The organism is Rothia sp. 32237D007AR (assembly GCF_053544675.1).
In genome coordinates this window covers 237,880-255,791 of record NZ_JBPPUO010000002.1, presented here as the reverse complement: position 1 = coordinate 255,791, position 17,912 = coordinate 237,880, and the positions used below count along the sequence as shown (strand labels likewise).

Genomic DNA, 17,912 nt, shown 5'->3' with positions numbered 1-17,912 from the left:
CTCATATTTTTGCCGCGGGTGGGGCCGTTGTCTAGTTGGTGGGTGTGGGGTGCGTGTCTACTTTTGAATAAGCCTCAATATCTCCCTCCTCCAGCGCTCCTGATGCCCAAAGCAAAGAGAGCGCCCGAAAGACGGCCTCTATGGATATGTCTAACTCACTAGCAATTTTTTCATGGGTTCTATTGCCATCGCATAAATTGATGAGTTGGATGAGGTAATCACCTGCGAATTTTCCTTGAAAAAGTTTATCCGTAGGCGCCCCGAGTAGTTTTATGCCGCCTTCCACCGACTTGAAAATGACTCCCTGCCGCACAACTGGTTGTCGTGGAATTTTAAATTGCAAATCGTAGTGCGCAGCATAACCGAGCGTATTAGCGTTGAGTGTTTCGTTTTTCATTGGCTTGTTCCTAGAAATCTACAGTGATGAGAGAGCCGGTAGTGGTTTTTCTCGAAACCTTTTACTGCAACGCTCACACCGGTTAACAGCTACAGTGCTAGATTGCTGAAAATGGCCATTGATTAGGTTAAAAGTCCTGACCGTACCGCCCAGATTGTTCGTGTTGCAGTCTGCCTCTTTGATTGCCGATCTTAAAAATCCAGCAGCGATAGATACGTGATATGAAGCGAATCCTTCTGGTAACTTGTCTTCTGCTAAGTATCCGCCATGCTGCTCAACACGGTGTCGGTAACACTTATAACAGGCGGTTGAACCGGGGATAACGAGCGGTCCGCATACTATATGTTTATGCGAAATTTCTAAGCCGACGTGTGGAATCCCTCGTACGAATGAGACCGAATCAATGCAATCACGAATTTGATGCGCTGATTCAACAGTGATTGGGATGATGAAATCTGCATATGGTAAATCTGCTGCATATACTGGACCATCGATTTCTGTAACGATATCGTTATCATCCGCGAGCATAGAGGCTACGGCTTTACCGAATGCGCCTTGTGTTAAAAATAGGGCTATTTTCTGAGAATGCCAGAACATGTTGTGATCCTAAGCGAATGGTTGGATATTAGGGTTAATGTTTGCTTCTGGAGATGATTGGTGCCCCATTGCAATCGGCGCTGCATAGAGGCGAGGATGCGCAAGATAACGCGCGTAATGGCTGAATGATAGAGGCATAGCCTCCGGAATAAGTACCTTTACTACACGTTGTCCGGCTTGCCGAGCCTCGTCTGTGGTCAAATCAACCGCTATACACTCGGCGCCTTGATTTTTTAACTGACTTACTATCCAGTCAAGTGGGTCCTCTCCCTGAATGCTAGGAGCCAGGGTTGCCAGAGTTCGCGCCCTCCTATTGTTTCGTAGGAGAAAGTCAAAACGGTGACGATTTTTCCGTCGACCATTTTCGATAGCACCACCAATAACGCTGACTGATTCATCTGATGCACGTCGCTCAGGCGGAAGTTTCTTATACATACGCAGGGCAATACGCAAAGATGCCAATTCCCGGAAGAGTTTAGCCAAGGCCCGTTGTGGGTCTAAATCACACGTAGCCGCAACCACCTGCGCTAACTCATCGTCGTGCTCCGAGGTCTGGATTGCATAGAGGACCGGAACGCCATAGTCGCTCGTAGCGTCGAAGACATGTGTCTCAATACCAGGAACGGTCCCGACTTTGACATACTCTTTAACCTCTGGTCGCAGGGATTCAAAATCAATGTCGATCCGAGGATGAGGCAACTCTTGCAACCAGGTAAGGGATATAGAATCCCGTTCAATGACCTCTTGTATACCAGATAGTAGCGCGCGACGAATATCTGAATGCGCGGCTGTTCCTGTAGAAACAGCATTTGCAAACATCTCGGATTGCGAGAAGGCAGGAAAATTAAGATAAACGAGAAAAGCCGGAACAAAAATCTCTTGTTTTCTGGTCAGTGACCATCCTTTAACCCATCGTAGGGGAATCCTGGGATCGGGAAGAATATTGCGGCACCGGGTATCGGCGACCTCACTTTCGGAACAAAGAGGCCATCGCTGGAGGGCAACTGCCTTATCTCCTAGCTCCTGTTCGGTTGCCCAGATGAACTCACTCTCGTCCCATGCACAAGAGGAATAACGCTCGATGGACTCAACTATTGAAATTGCTTCCGCGAACTTAGGGTCGATTGCTCCACCGGCACCGTCAAAATTTCCTGAAGCTGCGCTATGAGACCATACCTTTTGGTTTATTAGTGCTTTAGACGGATCTCCAAGGAAAGAGCTATAGATAGAAAAGTCTGGTTCACCGTTTGAATTCTCTAATAGCATTGTGCGGCTTATAAGTCCATAGGGCCCAACAACCCTGCGTGCGAACCCAAGGTCATTTGGCAGAGGTTCTGACAATGAAGAAAAGTATACTTTTCCTCCAATCTATTCAATTTTCACCAGACATACTAATCTTCAGTAATTGTAACTTTGAGACTCATGTTACCACGTTCAAAGCCACAAGAAGAACCAACCAGACACCAAGAGACAAACACCAGCACAAGAACACACCAAGAAGCAGGACAACAAACCCACACACCACTACACAAGAACACCCACCACCACTAAACTAGAAAACAGAGAAAAACAACAGGCACGTATGCCAAACACAGTTTGGGCTACCGCCCCGTGACAAAAACGCACACCAACCACGGCCGAAAGGAAGTCAGACAATGAAAGGCGGAATGGTCTTCTTCAAAGGCACCGGCGGACAAGCCGCACGGCGCTACCTCGAACAAGACACCCAGCTAGCAGCCAGCGGCTACTACACCGAAAACAACCAGCTCCTAGCCACCCGCACCGCCTACACCTCCGATGGGACTATCGAGGATATTCAGCTTCTGACCCCCGAGGAATACCAAGGGTGGGTTGAATGGATTGACCCGCGCACCGGCGAAAAGCGGGGCACCCTCAAAGAGCGCGTACACCCAGTCACCGGCAAAACCGAGCAGTCCGTCATGTTCGTTGATAAAACCATCAACGCCCCTAAATCTCTCTCCGTCCTGGCCGCCATTGACTCACAGTTCGCCACCGTCCTAGAACGCACCATGGGCCGAGCTGCCGAAGCTATCGGACGCTACCAAGCACAGAACCTGCACACCCGCATCATGAACCAGGGCGTGCGCTCATGGGTGCCGGTTGAACGCCTAGAATCAGCAACCGTAGTGCATAAGACCTCCCGCGAGGGTGACCCCTTTTGGCACCTGCACTTCCAGACCCTCAACCGGGTCTATGTCGGCGGACGCTGGCGGGCACTAGATACTGCCGAGCTGGTCAAGCACAACGCCACCATCAACGCCCTAGGCACCGCCATCATCAACGGGGATATGGAGCTTCGCACCTACCTGATGGAGACCGGGTACACCTTCAACCCACACACCGGGGAAATCGAAGAACTAGCCGGGTTCGTGGAGGACTTTAGCAAGCGCAACGCGCAGATTAACACCCGCAAAAAAGAACTCATTGCCCTGTGAGAAGCAGAGCACCCCGGCCAGTTGATCGGCGTGGACTTGATGAACCGCATTGACCATCAAGCCTGGGCTGATACAAGAGCTGATAAGACCAGTGAGAACAGCGCCAATTTCGAAAAATGGGCCACCGAGCTAGCTGATTTGGGGTTTGTTGCCCCTACCCCCTCTGGTCGTTCCACGCGCTTTAATGCCTTGCGGAACGCCGATAGCCTGGCCCCTGGTTTTCACCACGACGCTGCCACCTGGGTTCTAGCGCTGCTTTCAGAGCAAAAATCAGGGTGGTCAGTTGCTGATATCAAAGCCCAGGCGCTGACTTATTGCGCTGAAAACAACGTCATTGCCCAGGCCGCGGGCCTTAAAGACATTACCGGGCGTATCGTTGATGTTGCCCTAAGCCGGTGCCTGCTCATTAACCCGGACATTGACCCTTACCAGGCACCAACGCACCTGCCCCCTACTGACCTCACAGCAGGTTGTAGCTACCGAGTCCAAGCTCTTTGACTACACCAGCGCCCTGGTAGCGCGTGAAACCTCCTATGAGCTGTCCTATAGCCCCCTAGCAAAGCCCCTGAAGCTGGGGGCGCACCAGAGCGTTGATGAGCGCGTACTTACCTGGCTTTTTAGCTCACGGGTACTCACTGATGTTCAGGGCAAGCGCCTGAGCATGCCCACTGACCCTGCGCACCGTCAGGCTCTATCGGATATGGCAGGAACCCACCAGCTGGTGGTGGTCACGGGGCCTGCCGGGGCCGGTAAAACCACCTTGCTCAAAGACTCAAAAGCCGCTGTTGAAGCCCGTGGGGGACGGCAGCTCATTGTCGCGCCGTCCGCTAAGGCCGCTGAGGTTGCCCAAGCAGAAACCGGGGCGCAAACCAACACCGCCCACGGTCTGCTCAAGGCCTTCGGATACGACTTTTCTACTGATGAGCACGGGGTAACGACCTGGAGTGAACCAGCTGAAAATCACTATGTGCCGCGAGCATGGGCCTTGCGCCCGGGCGATCAGCTGGTGGTTGATGAAGCGGGCATGTTGAGCCAAGATGTGGCTGTGTGCCTGTACGAAGTCGCCTTGAAAACCGGTGCTCAGCTGGTAGTGACCGGAGATTATGCCCAGCTATCGGCAGTTGGACGCGGTGGGGTGCTGCAACAGTGTGCCCAGATTAGCCCGGTGACCACTGACCTTGAGAGCGTCTGGCGCTTTAGAACCGCTACCGGTGAGGTAGATGAAGCCTACGCCCAGCTGTCCTTGAAAATGAGGGCACGCCATAACGCTAGGGCTATCTTTGATGAGCTGGTAGACCGTGGCGCTGTTGTTCTGCACGCTGATGAAGCCAGTGCCCAGCACGCTTTATCCCAGCAGTGGCTGACCAACCAGCAGGCCGGGCGTAGCACTGTAGTTTCAGCGAGCACTAATGAGTTGGTGGCTGGTGTGAACGCTGAGGTTGCGCTTTTGCGTGGTGTTAGCGGGGGATACTGCCTATGCCCGGGATATTGAGGCTGGTCGGTTCGTGCAGTCGATGGAGGGCCAGGCCATTACGGTTGGCGATATTGTCCGTACCCGTGAGAATAACCGGGAGCTGGGTGTGCTTAACGGTAAGAGCTATGTGGTGCGGGGTGTCACTGAGGGCTTTGTGCGGGTGCAGTCCACCGATAAGGACGGGTCTGTGCATACCTTGCCGGTGGAGTATGTGGCTTCATCGGTGCAGCTGGGGTATGCGACGACGGTGCATAGTTCTCAGGGTATGACTGTTGATAGTGCTCATTTGTTGGTGACTAGTCATACGGACGCCGCTGGTGTGTATGTGGGTTTGACGCGTGGCTGGTTTGAGAATGTGGTGCATTGTGTGGCTGCGGATGTGGATGAGGCGCGTGAGCAGTTTGTGGAGGCGTTGGGTCGTGAGCGGGCTGATGGTGGTTTGGGTGCTGTGGCTGAGGGGCTACGGCAGATGCTGGCTGATACCGACCTAGCGACTGCCGTGCCGGAGGATTACCCTGCCTGGGCGTATGTGCGCGAACTCGAAGCCGGAGACGGCCTGATGGATAACAACCGCAAGTACCTTGTTGCCGGTGTAACTGACCAGGGCAAAATCTACGCAGTGCCAGCAGAGCCGGGCAAGATTGTAAAACCCAAAATCTTTACCTCACGAGGAGAAATAGTGGAAACTGTACCGGGTGGTAAGTTGCCCCAGCACCCCAAGCTCACCAGCTTTATCACTAAGAATCGTGCTTTGTTGGCCGAAGCTCAGAGGCTAACCCAGTTCACCTCTAAGACCAAGGAGTGGGTTGCCCACATCGAAGCCAACGAGGGCACCGCTAGCCAGTTCGTTCAGGCGCGTCAGGCACTGACAGAAGCCCAAGGGGGCACTGAGCAGGCCCGGCAGACGCTCGAAGCGGTGCAGGCTGATTTTTCAGGCGCTATGCGGGAGCACCAGCAACGGCTCCAGCAGGCAGAAAGCCGTTATGAGCAGGTGGTGCAAGAACGTGCTGAGGGCGGTTTCTTCAAGCGTTTGATGGGTTCTAATGCCCCGGTGGTTGAGGCTGAGCGGGCGCTGGAGCAGGTGAGGGGGCAGGTTCCCTCTGATGAGGCTGTTGTGCGTGCTCAGGCGCAGGTAGAGGCGTGTGAGCGTTCCCAGCGTCAGGCGCAGGCACGGTTTGAGCAGGTGTCAGCGTTCTTTGGGCCTGCTCCGGTTCACCCTGATTGGCCTAGTGCCAGCATTAACGCTTTTGGTGATGCTGTTGATCCTGTGTATGAGGATATTGAGGGGCAGGCGCGGGCTATGCTTGAGCGGGCTGTGGAGAATCTACGGCTTGTTGATGGTGCTAATGAGCGCTACTGGGCTAGCGACGTTCATAGGATCGGGGGTAAGTCGGCGGCTGGGTCTGATAGTTATCAGGAGCCTGTGCCTAGGCCTGAGTCTATTCCGGGGTTTGAGCCTGGGGTTAATTACGGCCCGAGCCTGTAGTTTAACTAATCCAGATAGAATAGTTGATTCTAAGCGCTTATCTATGAGATTTTTATAAGCACCTGACTAGTAAGTATGCATAAGATGTTATTTATTGTTAACTAAACCACCATTTAGTAAGTTTACTTTCTTTATAAATTATAAATACTGGTGAGATGGAGACATCGCCAATCACCGCGGCAAAGGCGCTGCGGAACGAAAGGAAAATACGATGACCACCAAGAAAGCTATCACTGGTTTTACTTCTATCGCACTAGCTGTAAGCGGAATGTGTGCGATTGTCCCGGCAACCCATGCAGATACCGTCACAACACCCATAAGTGCTGTTTCAAACACCGCTGATTCTCCTCAAGAATCGCTCAAGTATCTCGCCGTTAATGACAGCCAGGTTATCGTTGGCTCTGACGAGCTAAAGTTCACCATCAATGCTGATGGCAAGGCTATCGCAACCGATGCAAAAGGTAACTCAGAAGTACTTCCCGAAGAAGCTGTTGACCAAAATGGTAACCAGATTTTCTTGAAGTACGAAGATAACGGCAATAACGAGCTTCTTATTTCTGCAATTGCGTCTACTGAGATGCGTAGCGTGGGCAAGTGTCTGACAGGTATCGGTGGCGGAGCTGTAACTGGCGCAGGCACCTTGGGTCTTGCAGGAGCCGCAGTCGGAACCGTCACTCTCCCTGTCATCGGTACTGTGGGCGGGGGCGCAGTAGGAGCTGTCGTCGGAGGAGTCGGCGGCGGACTAACTGGAGCATCTGTCGCCTGCTTCGATTAAAGCCGAAATATTTATCTAGCCAGATAGGTTGAACAGTATGTTAGAAAGAATTCAAAACAATATTGGGCTTCCCACGATTCTACTGTATTGGGGTCTAGGTATTATCAGCTGGCTATTGTTTCACAGTTTGGGAGCTGACCAACGGGTAGTTGGCTGGCTCTTGGGAGTACCGTTTGTAACAGTAGGCGTGCTCGTGAGTGTTGGATGGCTACTTGGACGAAAACCTCAATAGCTGATCTAGTTCCCTAATAAAATAAGGAACCTCAGATTCTTTCAAGCAAAACAAGGCCCCGTAGAAACGGATTTTTCCGTCTCTACGGGGCCGGCTATGTGCTACGGGTGAGGTTATTTTTGTATGATGGAGCGCTTCGAGGGATGCAAGAGGAGGCCTTTAAAGCCATTTTGCTTGCCTTGGCCTTCTTCAGCGACGTTAGCGTTAGGCATGCAGCTCATTGCAGTGACAAAGGCCGGACGGAAGACCTCTCGGAATTTATCTAGGTTCTGCGTTTGAGAGCCAAACTGAGCCTGAAGCTGTTCCCAGTTGATATACACCAGGGCCTGGAGCTTGGGCAGACGACTGGAGAGCCAGAGGTAAATATCCAGCGCCAGGGGTGACTTGAATTTGCTGAGCAGTTTGCGCCAGGTTTCAGTTTCAACTGGGACGGCGTTGCTCTGAATGACGGACTCGAAGAAGTCGTCTGAGATCAGTCCGCTGCGTCAGGCTGAACGCGCCCTTGATGAAATCACGGCCCAGGAGCCTTCAACGGCGCAAGTGCAGCAGGCTGATGCACAGTTGGCTCAGGCTAAGGAGGGCTATGAGCAGGCTCAGCAGCGTTTGGCGCAGGCTCAAGAGGTGCTGGGGCAAGCTCCTGTACTGGCTGGGGGTGAGTTCTGCTGTGATTGATTAGCAGGGGGTTATTCATGAGCCTGATTATCAGCAGATCAGTGCTCAGACTAAGAAGCAGCAGCAGGAGGCTGTGCAGGTGTTGGGTCAGCTTACTGATTGGAGGCTTCCGGCTCAAATGTGGTCAAGGCAGGCTCAGGAGCGATTAGCTCATTCTGCTCGTGTGGCGAAGGCTGTGTCTGCTCGGCGGGCAGAGGCTAGTTATGTTTCTTCACCTCGTGGGTGGGATTATGAGCGTGGTCGGGGGCCGGGACTGGAGCGCTAGGTTCGGGGTTTGGCCTGGTGTGGGGGTGTTTGTCTTTCCCGGTAGCAGCTTCATGATTTCTCTTGGTGTACTGGTTGCTGTCAAGGGCGGGCTGCGCCCGTCGCTGGGGCGATTCGCGTGCCGCTCACCCTATGACAGCACCGGTACACCAAGAAGAGGGGCGCTGCCTATCACCGGGAAAGCTGCACTCCTGAAATACACCGAAGAGAACGGCCTAATGACAATCGCAACGAAAAATCTACCGCAGTTGCATCTTTACCCCCGTTAGGGCTTTTGCCTCCAGCACTCAATAACTTGCGATTCATTCGCCAGCCAACTACCTAGCTGAGGGTCAATAGCTGCCACTAACCGCACCGTAGCTCTATGAATCTCAGGTACTCCCATATTCAATAGACTTTCATGATGAGCTACACGATTCCGTGCCACATGCATCTGTGTTAATCGATAAGAAATCACATACGGGTTCGACTCATAGGGGAAAGCTAAAGACAAAGCCTGATTCCAGAGGTCTAATTGTGAGTTTTTAGTACGAACCTGGTCACGGTTAAGAGGATCACTCGTGTTCAAACGCCCATCAGGTAGCAAATGTTTCCAGGTGCCTAAAGTGATATGAGCAAGGACATCATCATGTGTAATTGCAGCACCGTGCCTGGGATGGGAGAGAACTCTAGCGTTGAGGTCTTGTTTGGCTCTGAAGAAGGCGGTGTCGTATTCGGAAATTAGCCTATTGCCTCGTTTTGAGAAGATGAGGTTTGCGAGTTTCTGAGAGGGGTGTTTAAGCCATTCTTCGGACCCTCCACTTGGGCGGCGGCGGGGATCGCGGCGGTGTAGTGGGGCACCTGTTTGATTGTGGGTAGAGCCGGGGCGTTGGGGCTGTTTGAGGTTCCAGGTGCGTAGTTGTTGGTCGATGGCTTCGCGGATAAAAATTTCTGCGTGGCCGATAGCTTTATTCATCTCTTGGGACAGTTGGCTGTTCCAGAGATAGAGTTCTCGCTGTTGTGCAGCAGTAGGGCGGGTGCTTTTGTAGGGTGCGAAGCGTTCGGCTGCCATGTAGTTTTCAAAGCTGAACATGAATGGGTGTGCTCCGTCTCTGTGTGCGCTGAGAGTGATGTTACAGGAATCTAATTTAGGTTCTGGTAGGCTAAGAGGCAGAAACCGAGCCACCAGCTTTCATGCTGGTATCTAAGAGACTCTGGTGTATTTATCGAGAAATGCTCCCTTGCATGCTTCTAAGCGTGTGAGGGCTTTCTTTTACCTTGATTCGATGCTGCCAGATAGGCAGTAGGCTCCCGCTGCGGGATGAATCAGCAGTGGAGCAAAACCATCTCCAGAAGGGTTTTGCACCAGTAAAAACTTTTAAGAAATCTGTTAAGTCCTTAAAGGACAGCACCAAAAATTTTCCTCTGACAGCGATGGTTGAATCTACTGCTGACTCAGTTGAGCGGCGAACCGATCCATAGTGTTTTTGGCGGCATTGGTATCTTCAAGGTCATTCATGATGACCGAAAAAACCAGTACCCGGCCCGAGTCCGTGACGGTGTAGCCGGTCAGTGAAAGCACCGAGTTGAGGGTCCCGGTTTTTGCGCGAACCACTCCGCGCCCGCTGAGCTCATCAGCGTCATTGAAACGATTAGCCAGCCCCAGAGTGCCACTGTAGCCCGCCACGGGCAGACCCTGTAAGGCCAGGCGTTCGCCTGAGCTTCCCTTGACCGCTCGTAGGGCGATACCGGTCAGTAGCTCATTGCTGACCTTGTTATTCATAGACAGGCCACTGAGATCGACCTGGGTGTAGTTGGTGGGTAAGCCCGCCTGAGCCAGGGCCTCACGCACAGCGGTGATAGCTCCTTGGGTGGAGCCGTCGCCGCCGGTGAGCACAGAGAGATTACGGCCCAGGGTTTCTGCCAGGGAATTATCTGATTCTTGCATCATGAGGGCTGACTGTTCTGCTGCGGTGGCAGATTCTACGGCAGCGATTTCCCGGCCCTGGCTGGGGGCAGCTACCTGCTTACCTGCGGTGAAGGTGAGCCCGGCGTCCGCCCCCAGCCTATTGAGGGCTGCTAGTAGTGTCTGCTGCACTTCTGCTGGGGCCTTGCTGGGGCGGCTGGTACTTGGGGCGGTGCCGTCGCTGGTGGGGGAGTAGTGGGAGTAGAAAGCCAGCGGGGTGACAGCACTGATAAAACCGGAGTCGATATCTTCCTGGGCCCATTCGGGGTTGAGAGCATCACCGGCGAAAAGGGTGGTGTCCAGGTTGAGGCTAAGAGTGGTGTCGCTGATGCCCTGTTGTGTGAGGGAGTCGATGGTGTGCTCTGCCAGGGTTTCGATACCTGCATGGCCCATGACGGCGGTGGGGTTCGAGTGCCCAGGAACGAGCAGGGTGTCGCCGCCAGCAACTAGGGTGAGGGTTGAACCGTCATTGAGGTGCACGGACGTAGTGAAACGGGCTTGCGGGGCGGTGGTGAGTAGGGCGTAGTCCACCAGCAGTTTCATGTTGGACGCCGGTGTGCGGCTAGCCTGGGCATCACGGGAGTAGAGGGCCTGGCCGGTCTCTGCATCAAGAACCTGGGCGGAGATAAGACCCTGGCCTAGGCTGTCGAGAGTTTGGTCTAGTTCCTTGCTGAGGGCGGCAGTATCGAGGGGGGCCCCTGTGCTTGTTTCTGCAAGAGCGATGGGGGAAGCGCTCAGGGCGGGGGCTACTGAGGCTTCTTGGAGGTCCTGGGCCTCTTGCCAGGCGGGTACTGCCCAGGCCCCTGCTGCGGCGCACCCGGCTGCGAGGAGGGCGGCGACCACCCAGGCTGTGAGTGGGCGTTGGCGAGAAGCAGTCATGAAACCTCCGCAGGTTAGCTCTTAGGGGGTAAAAGGGGTCCTTCTAGATAAGCCTATAGCCTGCATGAGGAAATAAGAGCATGTAATACGAGTGACACTGGCGTGCCAGCCCTGTAATAAGGGCTCCAGATGGCTGGTTCTCAGCTAGACTGATATGCCGAAACCCCTCGCGCATAGTGCGGGCCTAACATATCACTCAACCAGGAGGTTCCCCCTTGGAACTGGACGTCACAATCGAAATTAACCGCGGCTCACGCGTCAAGTACGAAATTGACCACGAAACCGGTCGCCTGCGTCTGGACCGCGTACTGTTCACCTCCATGCAGTACCCCACCGCCTACGGCTACTTTGAAGACACTCTGGGCGAAGACGGTGACCCGCTCGACGCCATGGTGATGCTTGATGTTGATGTTGTTCCTGGTGTGCTGGTTGAGGCCCGCCCCATTGGCGTTTTCCGTATGACTGATGAAGCTGGCGGTGACGACAAGGTCCTGTGCGTACCGGCAGATAAGCGTTATGACCACATCCAGGAAATCGGCGATGTCGCTGACCAGCTCAAGGAAGAAATCAAGCACTTCTTCGAGCGTTACAAGGACCTGGAGCCCGGTAAGTGGGTTAAGGGTGAGGGCTGGGAAGACCGTGCTTTCGCTGAGAAGCTGGTTGCTGAGGCCGAAGAGCGCTTTGAGAAGTCACACTATGAGTCCGCTGCTGAAGCTGAAGCAGACGAGAACTAAAGACCTGGTGGGGTAGCGAAAGCTAACTAGTGCCCCCGTCGGGATAGGAGGCTGAGCCCTGTATGGGGCTCAGCCTCCGCCCCTTTAAAGGTGCGGACGCCGGTGGGCGGCTTGGGTAGGCCAAGGCGGTAAGGAGCCGGTAGAGTGGGTTCCCATGAAGCTCAACTTCTCCCTGGCCCATAAAATTGCAGGAACTTTGGCCCCAGCTGGCCCTAGCGCTGAGGTCGCTACCAAACGCAAAGCGGTTGAAGAGATGCGCTATGCCGCCACAGCCGCTGTTGATTATGTGCACGCTATTACCCAGCTAGCTGCCGCCGAGAACCTGCACGATTCTGAACTGCTCATTGTTGACCGTGCCACCTGGGTTAAAGCCAACACCCAGTCCTTTGACGTGATTCTGGGTCCTGTTGCTGAGCGGGTGCTAGGTGACCGTCTCGCCAGGCTCTCTAGTACTGAGAAAACGGTGACCGAGATGGGTGGGGCCGCAGAAATTGGGGCCGTGCTGGCTTTCCTCTCTACCCGCGTCCTTGGCCAGTACGACCCCTACGCCGCGCTAGCTGGCCATGGGGCACCCGGTGGCCGCCTGATGATTGTGGCCCCTAACCTGCTCAAACTGGAAGAAGAGCTCAACCTTGACCCGGCGGATTTCCGTCTCTGGGTGGCTCTGCATGAGCAGACCCACCGGGTGCAATTTGCCGCTGCCCCCTGGTTGCGTGACTACCTGCTGAATCTCATGCATGAGCTGGGTGAAGAACTGGGGCAGACCACCGAGAACCTGCCAGAGCGTATCGCTTCTGCTGCTACCGGCGCGGTGCGGGGCATGAAGAGGCAGGAGGCACCTGGGGCGAGCCTTGAGGCTGCGACTAGTGGTGCGGCCCTTTTGCTCAGTGACCGGGGGCGGGAGCTTCTTGATCGTGTCACCGGTGTCATGAGCCTTTTGGAGGGGCACGCTAATGTGGTCATGGATGCTGTTGATTCTTCCATCGTGCCGTCCGTTAAAACTATTCGCCGCCGCTTTGAGCGCCGCAGTCAGACCCAGGGTTTCTTCCCCCGGTTTATGAGCAAACTGTTGGGTATGGACGCCAAAATGGCCCAGTATAAGAACGGTCAAAAGTTTGTGCAGGCGGTCATCGACCAGGTGGGCATGGAGCGGTTCAACCGTATCTGGCAGGCCCCTGAGAATCTGCCGACTGTGGCTGAACTTCATGCCCCTGCCCGCTGGGTTGAGCGGGTCCTGGGTGTAGACGTGCAGGAAGAAGGCAAATAGTGCCGCAGCGTAAAACTCGTTTGAACCCGGTGGTAGGTGCCGCCCGCCGCGAGGTGGCCGGGGTGCTGGATCAGGTGCTGGGGGCAGGTACGGTAGCCCCCACCGGTTCGTCAGCGCACCAGGGCAGAGGCGCAGAGCCTGGGCAGGTTCCTCTGGTGCTGGCTGCGGTTTCAGGTGGTCCAGATTCGCTGGCCCTGGCCGTCTTGCTGGCCCATTTTCATCGGCGTCAGGACGTGCGTGTGGGCGCGGTGGTGGTAGATCATCAGCTTCAGGACGGTTCAGCTCAGGTTGCGCACCGTACAGCTCAGACCCTGCAGGAGCTAGGTCTTAACCCGGTGCTGGTAGAAACTGTAGCCGTTGAGGGCGGTCAAGAGGGCCCTGAGATGGCTGCCCGCACTGCCCGTTACGGGGCTTTTGCGCGTGCTCTTGCCACAACGGGGGCTGTGGCTGTGGCCTTGGGGCATACTCTTGATGATCAGGCTGAAACTGTGCTGCTGGGCCTGGCTCGTGGCTCTGGGACCCGCTCCCTAGCCGGTATGCCCGTGGACCGCACCGAGAACCACCTCGCCGGGCCGGTGCGAGTTATTCGCCCCCTGCTGGCCCTGCGCCGGGCCGAGATTGAGCAGATTTGCGCGGATGCAGGCCTCACCCCCTGGCATGACCCCACCAATACTGACCAGTCGCTTATGCGCGCCCGCGTGCGCCACAGCGTCCTGCCTTACCTGGAAGAGCACCTGGGCGGTGGGGTAGCTGTTTCCCTGGCTCGTACCGCGACCATTGCGGGGGCGGACGCCGACTACCTGGCCTCCGCGGCAGAACAAGCCCTCCCCCATGTGCTAGTTGGTGCGGACGACATCGCCCCGGCCGGTACCCCTATGGAGGGTTTGCTGGGGGTGGATCAGGGTCGCGGGCTTGTTCTGCTCAATCGCACCGCCCTGGCCGGTCTGCACCCGGCGGTGCGCACCCGCGTCCTTGCCCTGGCCTTGGAGAAAGCTGGCGGTATCGCCCCGGGGTTTGAGAGGCTTGCCGCCCTCGATACTTTCGTGAGTGAACATTCTATTGCTGGGCCGCTTCAGCTGCCTGGGCATGTTTCTGCTTACCGGCGCCGCCCTGGCGTTACTATTAGGCGGGCAGGCCAGAGCTATAACCTCAAAAAAACCGGCCTTATCGTTTTACTCAACACCACCCCATAAACCATACTTAAAGGTGAACACGCACTTCGCCCCGCCCCTGGGGCTGGGCGCACACCCTTTGGACCAGCAGAAAGCGATCAACCGTGGACGCACTCGACGTACAGAACGACATCAAAAACGTTCTCTTCAGCAAAGAAGAAATCGACGCCAAGATTAAAGAACTTGCCGCCCAGGTCGATAAGGACTACGAAGGCCGCGACGTGCTACTCGTTGGCGTACTCAAGGGTGCCATCATGGTTGTAGCCGACCTCTCTCGTGCCCTCAAGGCCCACTACACCATGGACTGGATGGCTGTCTCATCCTACGGTTCAGGTACTAAGTCGTCGGGTGTCGTCCGCATCCTTAAGGACCTTGATACCGACCTGACCGGCCGTGACGTACTGATCGTTGAAGATATCGTTGATTCCGGCCTGACCCTCAAGTGGCTCCAGCAGAACCTAGTTTCTCGTGGCGCTAACTCGGTAGAAATCTGTGCTCTGCTGCGTAAGCCCAAGAGCGTTAAGACCGACATTGATGTTAAGTATGTTGGTTGGGATATTGAACCTGAGTTCGTGGTCGGCTACGGCCTGGACTTCGCTGAGCGCTACCGCAACCTGGACTGCATCGCCACCTTGGCGCCGCACGTCTACTCATAAGCCCTACCAGCGGGCGCTGGGGGAGGGCAGAACCTACCCAGTGCCCGACGATAACTCTTTTGCCCTGAGGTGAAAACCTTCACGCATCAAGCGAATAGCTAGTAACTTTAGGTAGATTAGATAGGTCTTGAGCTTCGTGCACCCAAAAATAGGTGTGCGAAGACCCTACACTCAGGGGGTGCACCTGCGCCCCAACCGTCATTTTGTGGAAGGCACGGCGTGCAGAAAACGGATACCAACCCCGACCCCAAGAAGCAGGGTTTCTTCAGCAAGCTCATCTCAGGGCCCTGGTTCTGGGTACTGTTGGCAGTTTTTATTGCCGTGCCCATGATTTTCTCAAACTTCTTAGCCTCTTCAACCCGCGTTGATACCAACGTCGGTATTAGCCTCTTGCACGATGAGAAGGTCGTTAGCGCCAAAATTTTTGATGGTGACCAGCGTGTAGACCTGGAACTTAAAGACGACTACGTTAACCCTGCCGGTGATAACCAGGGTAAGAACGTAAGCTTCTACTACGTGCAGCCCCGCGCTACTGACGTGGTCGCAGCCATGGATAAGGCCAACCTTGAGTCCTACACCGATCAGCCGGTGCAGTCCAACTGGTTTACCTCCATGCTCTCCTACATCTTGCCCTTCCTCATCGTTGTGGCTCTCTTCTGGTTCCTCATGTCACGCTTGGGCGGCGGTAGCAACCAGATTATGAACTTCTCTAAGTCACGCGCTAAGAAGTTCAACAAAGACAACCCCACCGTGCGCTTTGCTGATGTAGCCGGTGTCGATGAGGCCCTGGCAGAACTTGAAGAGGTACGAGAGTTCCTTGCTGAACCCGAAAAGTTCACCCGCCTGGGCGCCAAGATCCCCAAGGGTGTGCTGCTCTACGGCCCTCCCGGTACCGGTAAAACCCTGCTCGCTAAGGCCGTTGCCGGTGAAGCAGGTGTGCCCTTCTACTCCATCTCTGGTTCTGACTTCGTTGAAATGTTCGTGGGTGTGGGTGCTTCTCGTGTGCGTGACCTCTTCAAAGAAGCCAAGACCAACAAGGCTGCCATTATCTTCGTAGACGAAATTGATGCGGTAGGGCGCCAGCGTGGCGTCGGCATGGGCGGCGGCAATGACGAGCGCGAGCAGACCCTCAACCAGCTACTGGTTGAAATGGACGGCTTTGACGGCACCTCCAACATCATCGTGATCGCGGCAACCAACCGCCCCGACGTACTCGACCCGGCCCTGCTGCGCCCGGGCCGCTTTGACCGCCAGGTCGGTGTGGATGCCCCCGACCTCAAGGGCCGTCAACGCATTCTTGAGGTGCACGCAACCGGCAAGCCCATTGACCGCCGTGTAGATTTGGCTTCTATTGCCAAGCGCACCCCCGGCTTTACCGGCGCAGACCTGGCTAACGTCATGAATGAATCCGCCCTGCTCACTGCCCGCGATGGCGGCAACGTCATTGACGAGCGCGCTATTGATGAAGCTATCGACCGTGTCATGGCAGGGCCTCAGCGTTCTTCACGCATCATGAGCGAACACGAACGCACCGTCACCGCCTACCACGAGGGCGGTCACGCCCTAGTGGCGGCGGCCCTGCGTAACTCGGCACCCGTCACTAAGATTACGATTCTGCCGCGTGGGCGCGCCCTGGGTTACACCATGGTCATGCCCCAGGACGACAAGTATTCCACCACCCGCCACGAGCTGCTTGACCAGATGGCCTACGCCATGGGCGGCCGCGCTGCCGAAGAACTCATCTTCCACGACCCTTCCACCGGTGCCTCTAACGATATTCAGAAGGCCACCGATACTGCCCGCAAGATGGTCACCGAGTACGGTATGAGCGCTAAGGTCGGTTCTGTTCGCCTGGCGGCTAAGGAATCTGACCCCTTCTTGGGTGGTGCTGCCGGTGGCGGTAACAACTTCTCTGATGAGATGGCCTACCTGGTTGATCAGGAAGTTGCCGCCCTGCTAGAGCAGGCTCACGATGAGGCCTATGAGATTCTGCGCGATAACCGCGATGTGCTTGATGCCCTGTCTTTGGCCCTGCTGGAGAAAGAAACCCTGCTGGAGAACGAGTTGGCTGAGATCTTTGCCGGTGTGCGCAAGCGTCCTGAACGTGGCCACTGGTACTCTAAGTCCAACCGCGAACCTTCCACCCTGCCCCCGGTTAAGGTTGTTAAGGCTGGTTCTGAGCGGGCAGATGAAGCAGCAGAGTCTGATGAGGCTATCGTGCAGCAGCCTACCGTGGACCCGATGGATCCCGGTAACCCTCACCCCGGTGCTGCAGGCCCCGCAGGTAACCCCGATGTTGACCCCCTGGGAGGGCCTCGATAATGGCAGTTGACCAGCCCCGTATCGAGGCAGCCGTCCGTGAGATTCTGCTGGCTATCGGCGAGGACCCCGATCGTGACGGCCTGCTCGATACTCCGGCCCGTGTAGCCCGCGCCTACGATGAGATGTTTGCCGGTCTGCACCAGAGCGCCGGCGATATTCTGGGTACCACTTTCGACATTGACCACTCCGAGCTGGTTCTGGTCAAGGACATTCCTTTCTACTCGACCTGCGAGCACCACCTGGTGCCCTTCTTCGGGCACGCCCACATCGGTTATATCCCTGGCGGTGATGGCAAGGTGACGGGCCTATCGAAGCTGGCTCGCCTGGTGGATGTCTACGCTAAGCGCCCCCAGGTGCAGGAGCGTCTGACTACCCAGGTGATTGAGGCTCTCGAAGAGCATTTGCAGCCTACCGGTGCGATTGTGGTGATGCAGGCTGAGCACATGTGCATGTCCATGCGCGGGGTGCGGAAGCCGGGAACCAAGACGGTGACGAGCGCCGTCCGCGGGGCCCTGCGCGATCCCGCTACCCGTGCCGAGGCGATGAGCCTGATCAACGCCTCCTGATTTCTCCCAAGGGGACCT

The 17,912-nt window shown here is 55.6% G+C and carries 17 protein-coding genes; 12 read left to right on the top strand and 5 right to left on the bottom strand.

From position 1 onward, the window contains the following. Window positions 1-31 precede the first annotated feature (31 nt). The 3 genes from ACED87_RS02770 to ACED87_RS02760 are packed head-to-tail and all read right to left on the bottom strand — an operon-like array spanning window position 32 to window position 2,260. On the bottom strand, window positions 32-397 hold the full coding sequence (locus ACED87_RS02770) for a hypothetical protein (RefSeq protein ID WP_449083939.1): 366 nt from the start codon (window positions 395-397) through the stop codon (window positions 32-34). 18 nt (window positions 398-415) lie between these two features. Continuing rightward, the gene (locus ACED87_RS02765) at window positions 416-994 is read right to left on the bottom strand and encodes a hypothetical protein (protein ID WP_449083941.1); all 579 of its coding nucleotides are present in this window, start codon (window positions 992-994) and stop codon (window positions 416-418) included. A 9-nt stretch (window positions 995-1,003) separates the two neighbouring features. Continuing rightward, window positions 1,004-2,260 (bottom strand): YcaO-like family protein, encoded by a 1,257-nt coding sequence (locus tag ACED87_RS02760; RefSeq protein ID WP_449089591.1) that lies wholly within the window; start codon window positions 2,258-2,260, stop codon window positions 1,004-1,006. A gap of 389 nt (window positions 2,261-2,649) precedes the next feature. On the opposite strand from ACED87_RS02760, the gene mobF reads away from it, so the two are divergent. The 6 genes from mobF (at window position 2,650) to ACED87_RS02730 (ending at window position 8,089) form a co-directional block, all read left to right on the top strand. After that, window positions 2,650-3,450: a MobF family relaxase gene (mobF, locus tag ACED87_RS02755; protein ID WP_449083060.1), complete on the top strand. Its 801-nt coding sequence runs from the start codon at window positions 2,650-2,652 to the stop codon at window positions 3,448-3,450. Window positions 3,451-3,489: 39 nt separating this feature from the next. Further along, window positions 3,490-3,948, top strand: a complete 459-nt coding sequence (locus ACED87_RS02750) for a hypothetical protein (protein ID WP_449083062.1) — start codon at window positions 3,490-3,492, stop codon at window positions 3,946-3,948. Beyond that, the gene (locus ACED87_RS02745; protein WP_449083063.1) at window positions 3,869-4,942 is read left to right on the top strand and encodes an AAA family ATPase; all 1,074 of its coding nucleotides are present in this window, start codon (window positions 3,869-3,871) and stop codon (window positions 4,940-4,942) included. Before ACED87_RS02750 ends, ACED87_RS02745 begins: the two co-directional genes overlap by 80 nt. Next, window positions 4,902-6,410 carry a hypothetical protein gene (locus ACED87_RS02740; RefSeq protein ID WP_449083065.1) on the top strand — a complete coding sequence of 503 codons (1,509 nt, stop codon included), beginning with the start codon at window positions 4,902-4,904 and terminating at the stop codon, window positions 6,408-6,410. The genes ACED87_RS02745 and ACED87_RS02740 overlap by 41 nt, the downstream gene beginning before the upstream one ends. Window positions 6,411-6,621: 211 nt before the next feature. Beyond that, window positions 6,622-7,185 carry a hypothetical protein gene (locus tag ACED87_RS02735; RefSeq protein ID WP_449083067.1) on the top strand — a complete coding sequence of 188 codons (564 nt, stop codon included), beginning with the start codon at window positions 6,622-6,624 and terminating at the stop codon, window positions 7,183-7,185. A 676-nt stretch (window positions 7,186-7,861) separates the two neighbouring features. Beyond that, window positions 7,862-8,089, top strand: a complete 228-nt coding sequence (locus ACED87_RS02730; RefSeq protein WP_449083069.1) for a hypothetical protein — start codon at window positions 7,862-7,864, stop codon at window positions 8,087-8,089. Between the two features lie 529 nt (window positions 8,090-8,618). Here the strand turns inward: ACED87_RS02730 and ACED87_RS02725 are convergent. Then, the gene (locus tag ACED87_RS02725) at window positions 8,619-9,425 is read right to left on the bottom strand and encodes a hypothetical protein (RefSeq protein WP_449089590.1); all 807 of its coding nucleotides are present in this window, start codon (window positions 9,423-9,425) and stop codon (window positions 8,619-8,621) included. A 351-nt stretch (window positions 9,426-9,776) separates the two neighbouring features. After that, a complete protein-coding gene (dacB, locus tag ACED87_RS02720; protein WP_449083073.1) occupies window positions 9,777-11,177 on the bottom strand; it encodes a D-alanyl-D-alanine carboxypeptidase/D-alanyl-D-alanine endopeptidase in 1,401 nt (466 codons plus the stop codon). A 215-nt stretch (window positions 11,178-11,392) separates the two neighbouring features. Between dacB and ACED87_RS02715 the strand changes: the two genes are divergently transcribed. The 6 genes from ACED87_RS02715 (at window position 11,393) to folE (ending at window position 17,894) form a co-directional block, all read left to right on the top strand. After that, window positions 11,393-11,911 carry an inorganic diphosphatase gene (locus tag ACED87_RS02715; RefSeq protein WP_449083075.1) on the top strand — a complete coding sequence of 173 codons (519 nt, stop codon included), beginning with the start codon at window positions 11,393-11,395 and terminating at the stop codon, window positions 11,909-11,911. Window positions 11,912-12,065: 154 nt separating this feature from the next. Beyond that, window positions 12,066-13,178 (top strand): zinc-dependent metalloprotease, encoded by a 1,113-nt coding sequence (locus ACED87_RS02710; protein WP_449083077.1) that lies wholly within the window; start codon window positions 12,066-12,068, stop codon window positions 13,176-13,178. Then, window positions 13,178-14,371 (top strand): tRNA lysidine(34) synthetase TilS, encoded by a 1,194-nt coding sequence (tilS, locus tag ACED87_RS02705; RefSeq protein ID WP_449089588.1) that lies wholly within the window; start codon window positions 13,178-13,180, stop codon window positions 14,369-14,371. The genes ACED87_RS02710 and tilS overlap by 1 nt, the downstream gene beginning before the upstream one ends. 83 nt (window positions 14,372-14,454) lie before the next feature. Next, window positions 14,455-15,006: a hypoxanthine phosphoribosyltransferase gene (gene hpt, locus ACED87_RS02700; RefSeq protein WP_449083081.1), complete on the top strand. Its 552-nt coding sequence runs from the start codon at window positions 14,455-14,457 to the stop codon at window positions 15,004-15,006. Between the two features lie 219 nt (window positions 15,007-15,225). Further along, window positions 15,226-17,328, top strand: a complete 2,103-nt coding sequence (gene ftsH, locus ACED87_RS02695) for an ATP-dependent zinc metalloprotease FtsH (protein ID WP_449083083.1) — start codon at window positions 15,226-15,228, stop codon at window positions 17,326-17,328. Beyond that, window positions 17,328-17,894 carry a GTP cyclohydrolase I FolE gene (gene folE, locus ACED87_RS02690; RefSeq protein ID WP_237196337.1) on the top strand — a complete coding sequence of 189 codons (567 nt, stop codon included), beginning with the start codon at window positions 17,328-17,330 and terminating at the stop codon, window positions 17,892-17,894. The genes ftsH and folE overlap by 1 nt, the downstream gene beginning before the upstream one ends. The last annotated feature ends 18 nt before the right edge of the window (window positions 17,895-17,912 follow it).

Coding starts and splice junctions, on each gene's coding strand:
- ACED87_RS02770 (WP_449083939.1), bottom strand. CDS start 397: ATGAAAAACGAAACACTCAACGCTAATACGCTCGGTTATGCTGCGCAC.
- ACED87_RS02765 (WP_449083941.1), bottom strand. CDS start 994: ATGTTCTGGCATTCTCAGAAAATAGCCCTATTTTTAACACAAGGCGCA.
- ACED87_RS02760 (WP_449089591.1), bottom strand. CDS start 2,260: ATGCTATTAGAGAATTCAAACGGTGAACCAGACTTTTCTATCTATAGC.
- mobF (WP_449083060.1), top strand. CDS start 2,650: ATGAAAGGCGGAATGGTCTTCTTCAAAGGCACCGGCGGACAAGCCGCA.
- ACED87_RS02750 (WP_449083062.1), top strand. CDS start 3,490: ATGAACCGCATTGACCATCAAGCCTGGGCTGATACAAGAGCTGATAAG.
- ACED87_RS02735 (WP_449083067.1), top strand. CDS start 6,622: ATGACCACCAAGAAAGCTATCACTGGTTTTACTTCTATCGCACTAGCT.
- ACED87_RS02730 (WP_449083069.1), top strand. CDS start 7,862: ATGACGGACTCGAAGAAGTCGTCTGAGATCAGTCCGCTGCGTCAGGCT.
- ACED87_RS02725 (WP_449089590.1), bottom strand. CDS start 9,425: ATGTTCAGCTTTGAAAACTACATGGCAGCCGAACGCTTCGCACCCTAC.
- dacB (WP_449083073.1), bottom strand. CDS start 11,177: ATGACTGCTTCTCGCCAACGCCCACTCACAGCCTGGGTGGTCGCCGCC.
- ACED87_RS02710 (WP_449083077.1), top strand. CDS start 12,066: ATGAAGCTCAACTTCTCCCTGGCCCATAAAATTGCAGGAACTTTGGCC.
- folE (WP_237196337.1), top strand. CDS start 17,328: ATGGCAGTTGACCAGCCCCGTATCGAGGCAGCCGTCCGTGAGATTCTG.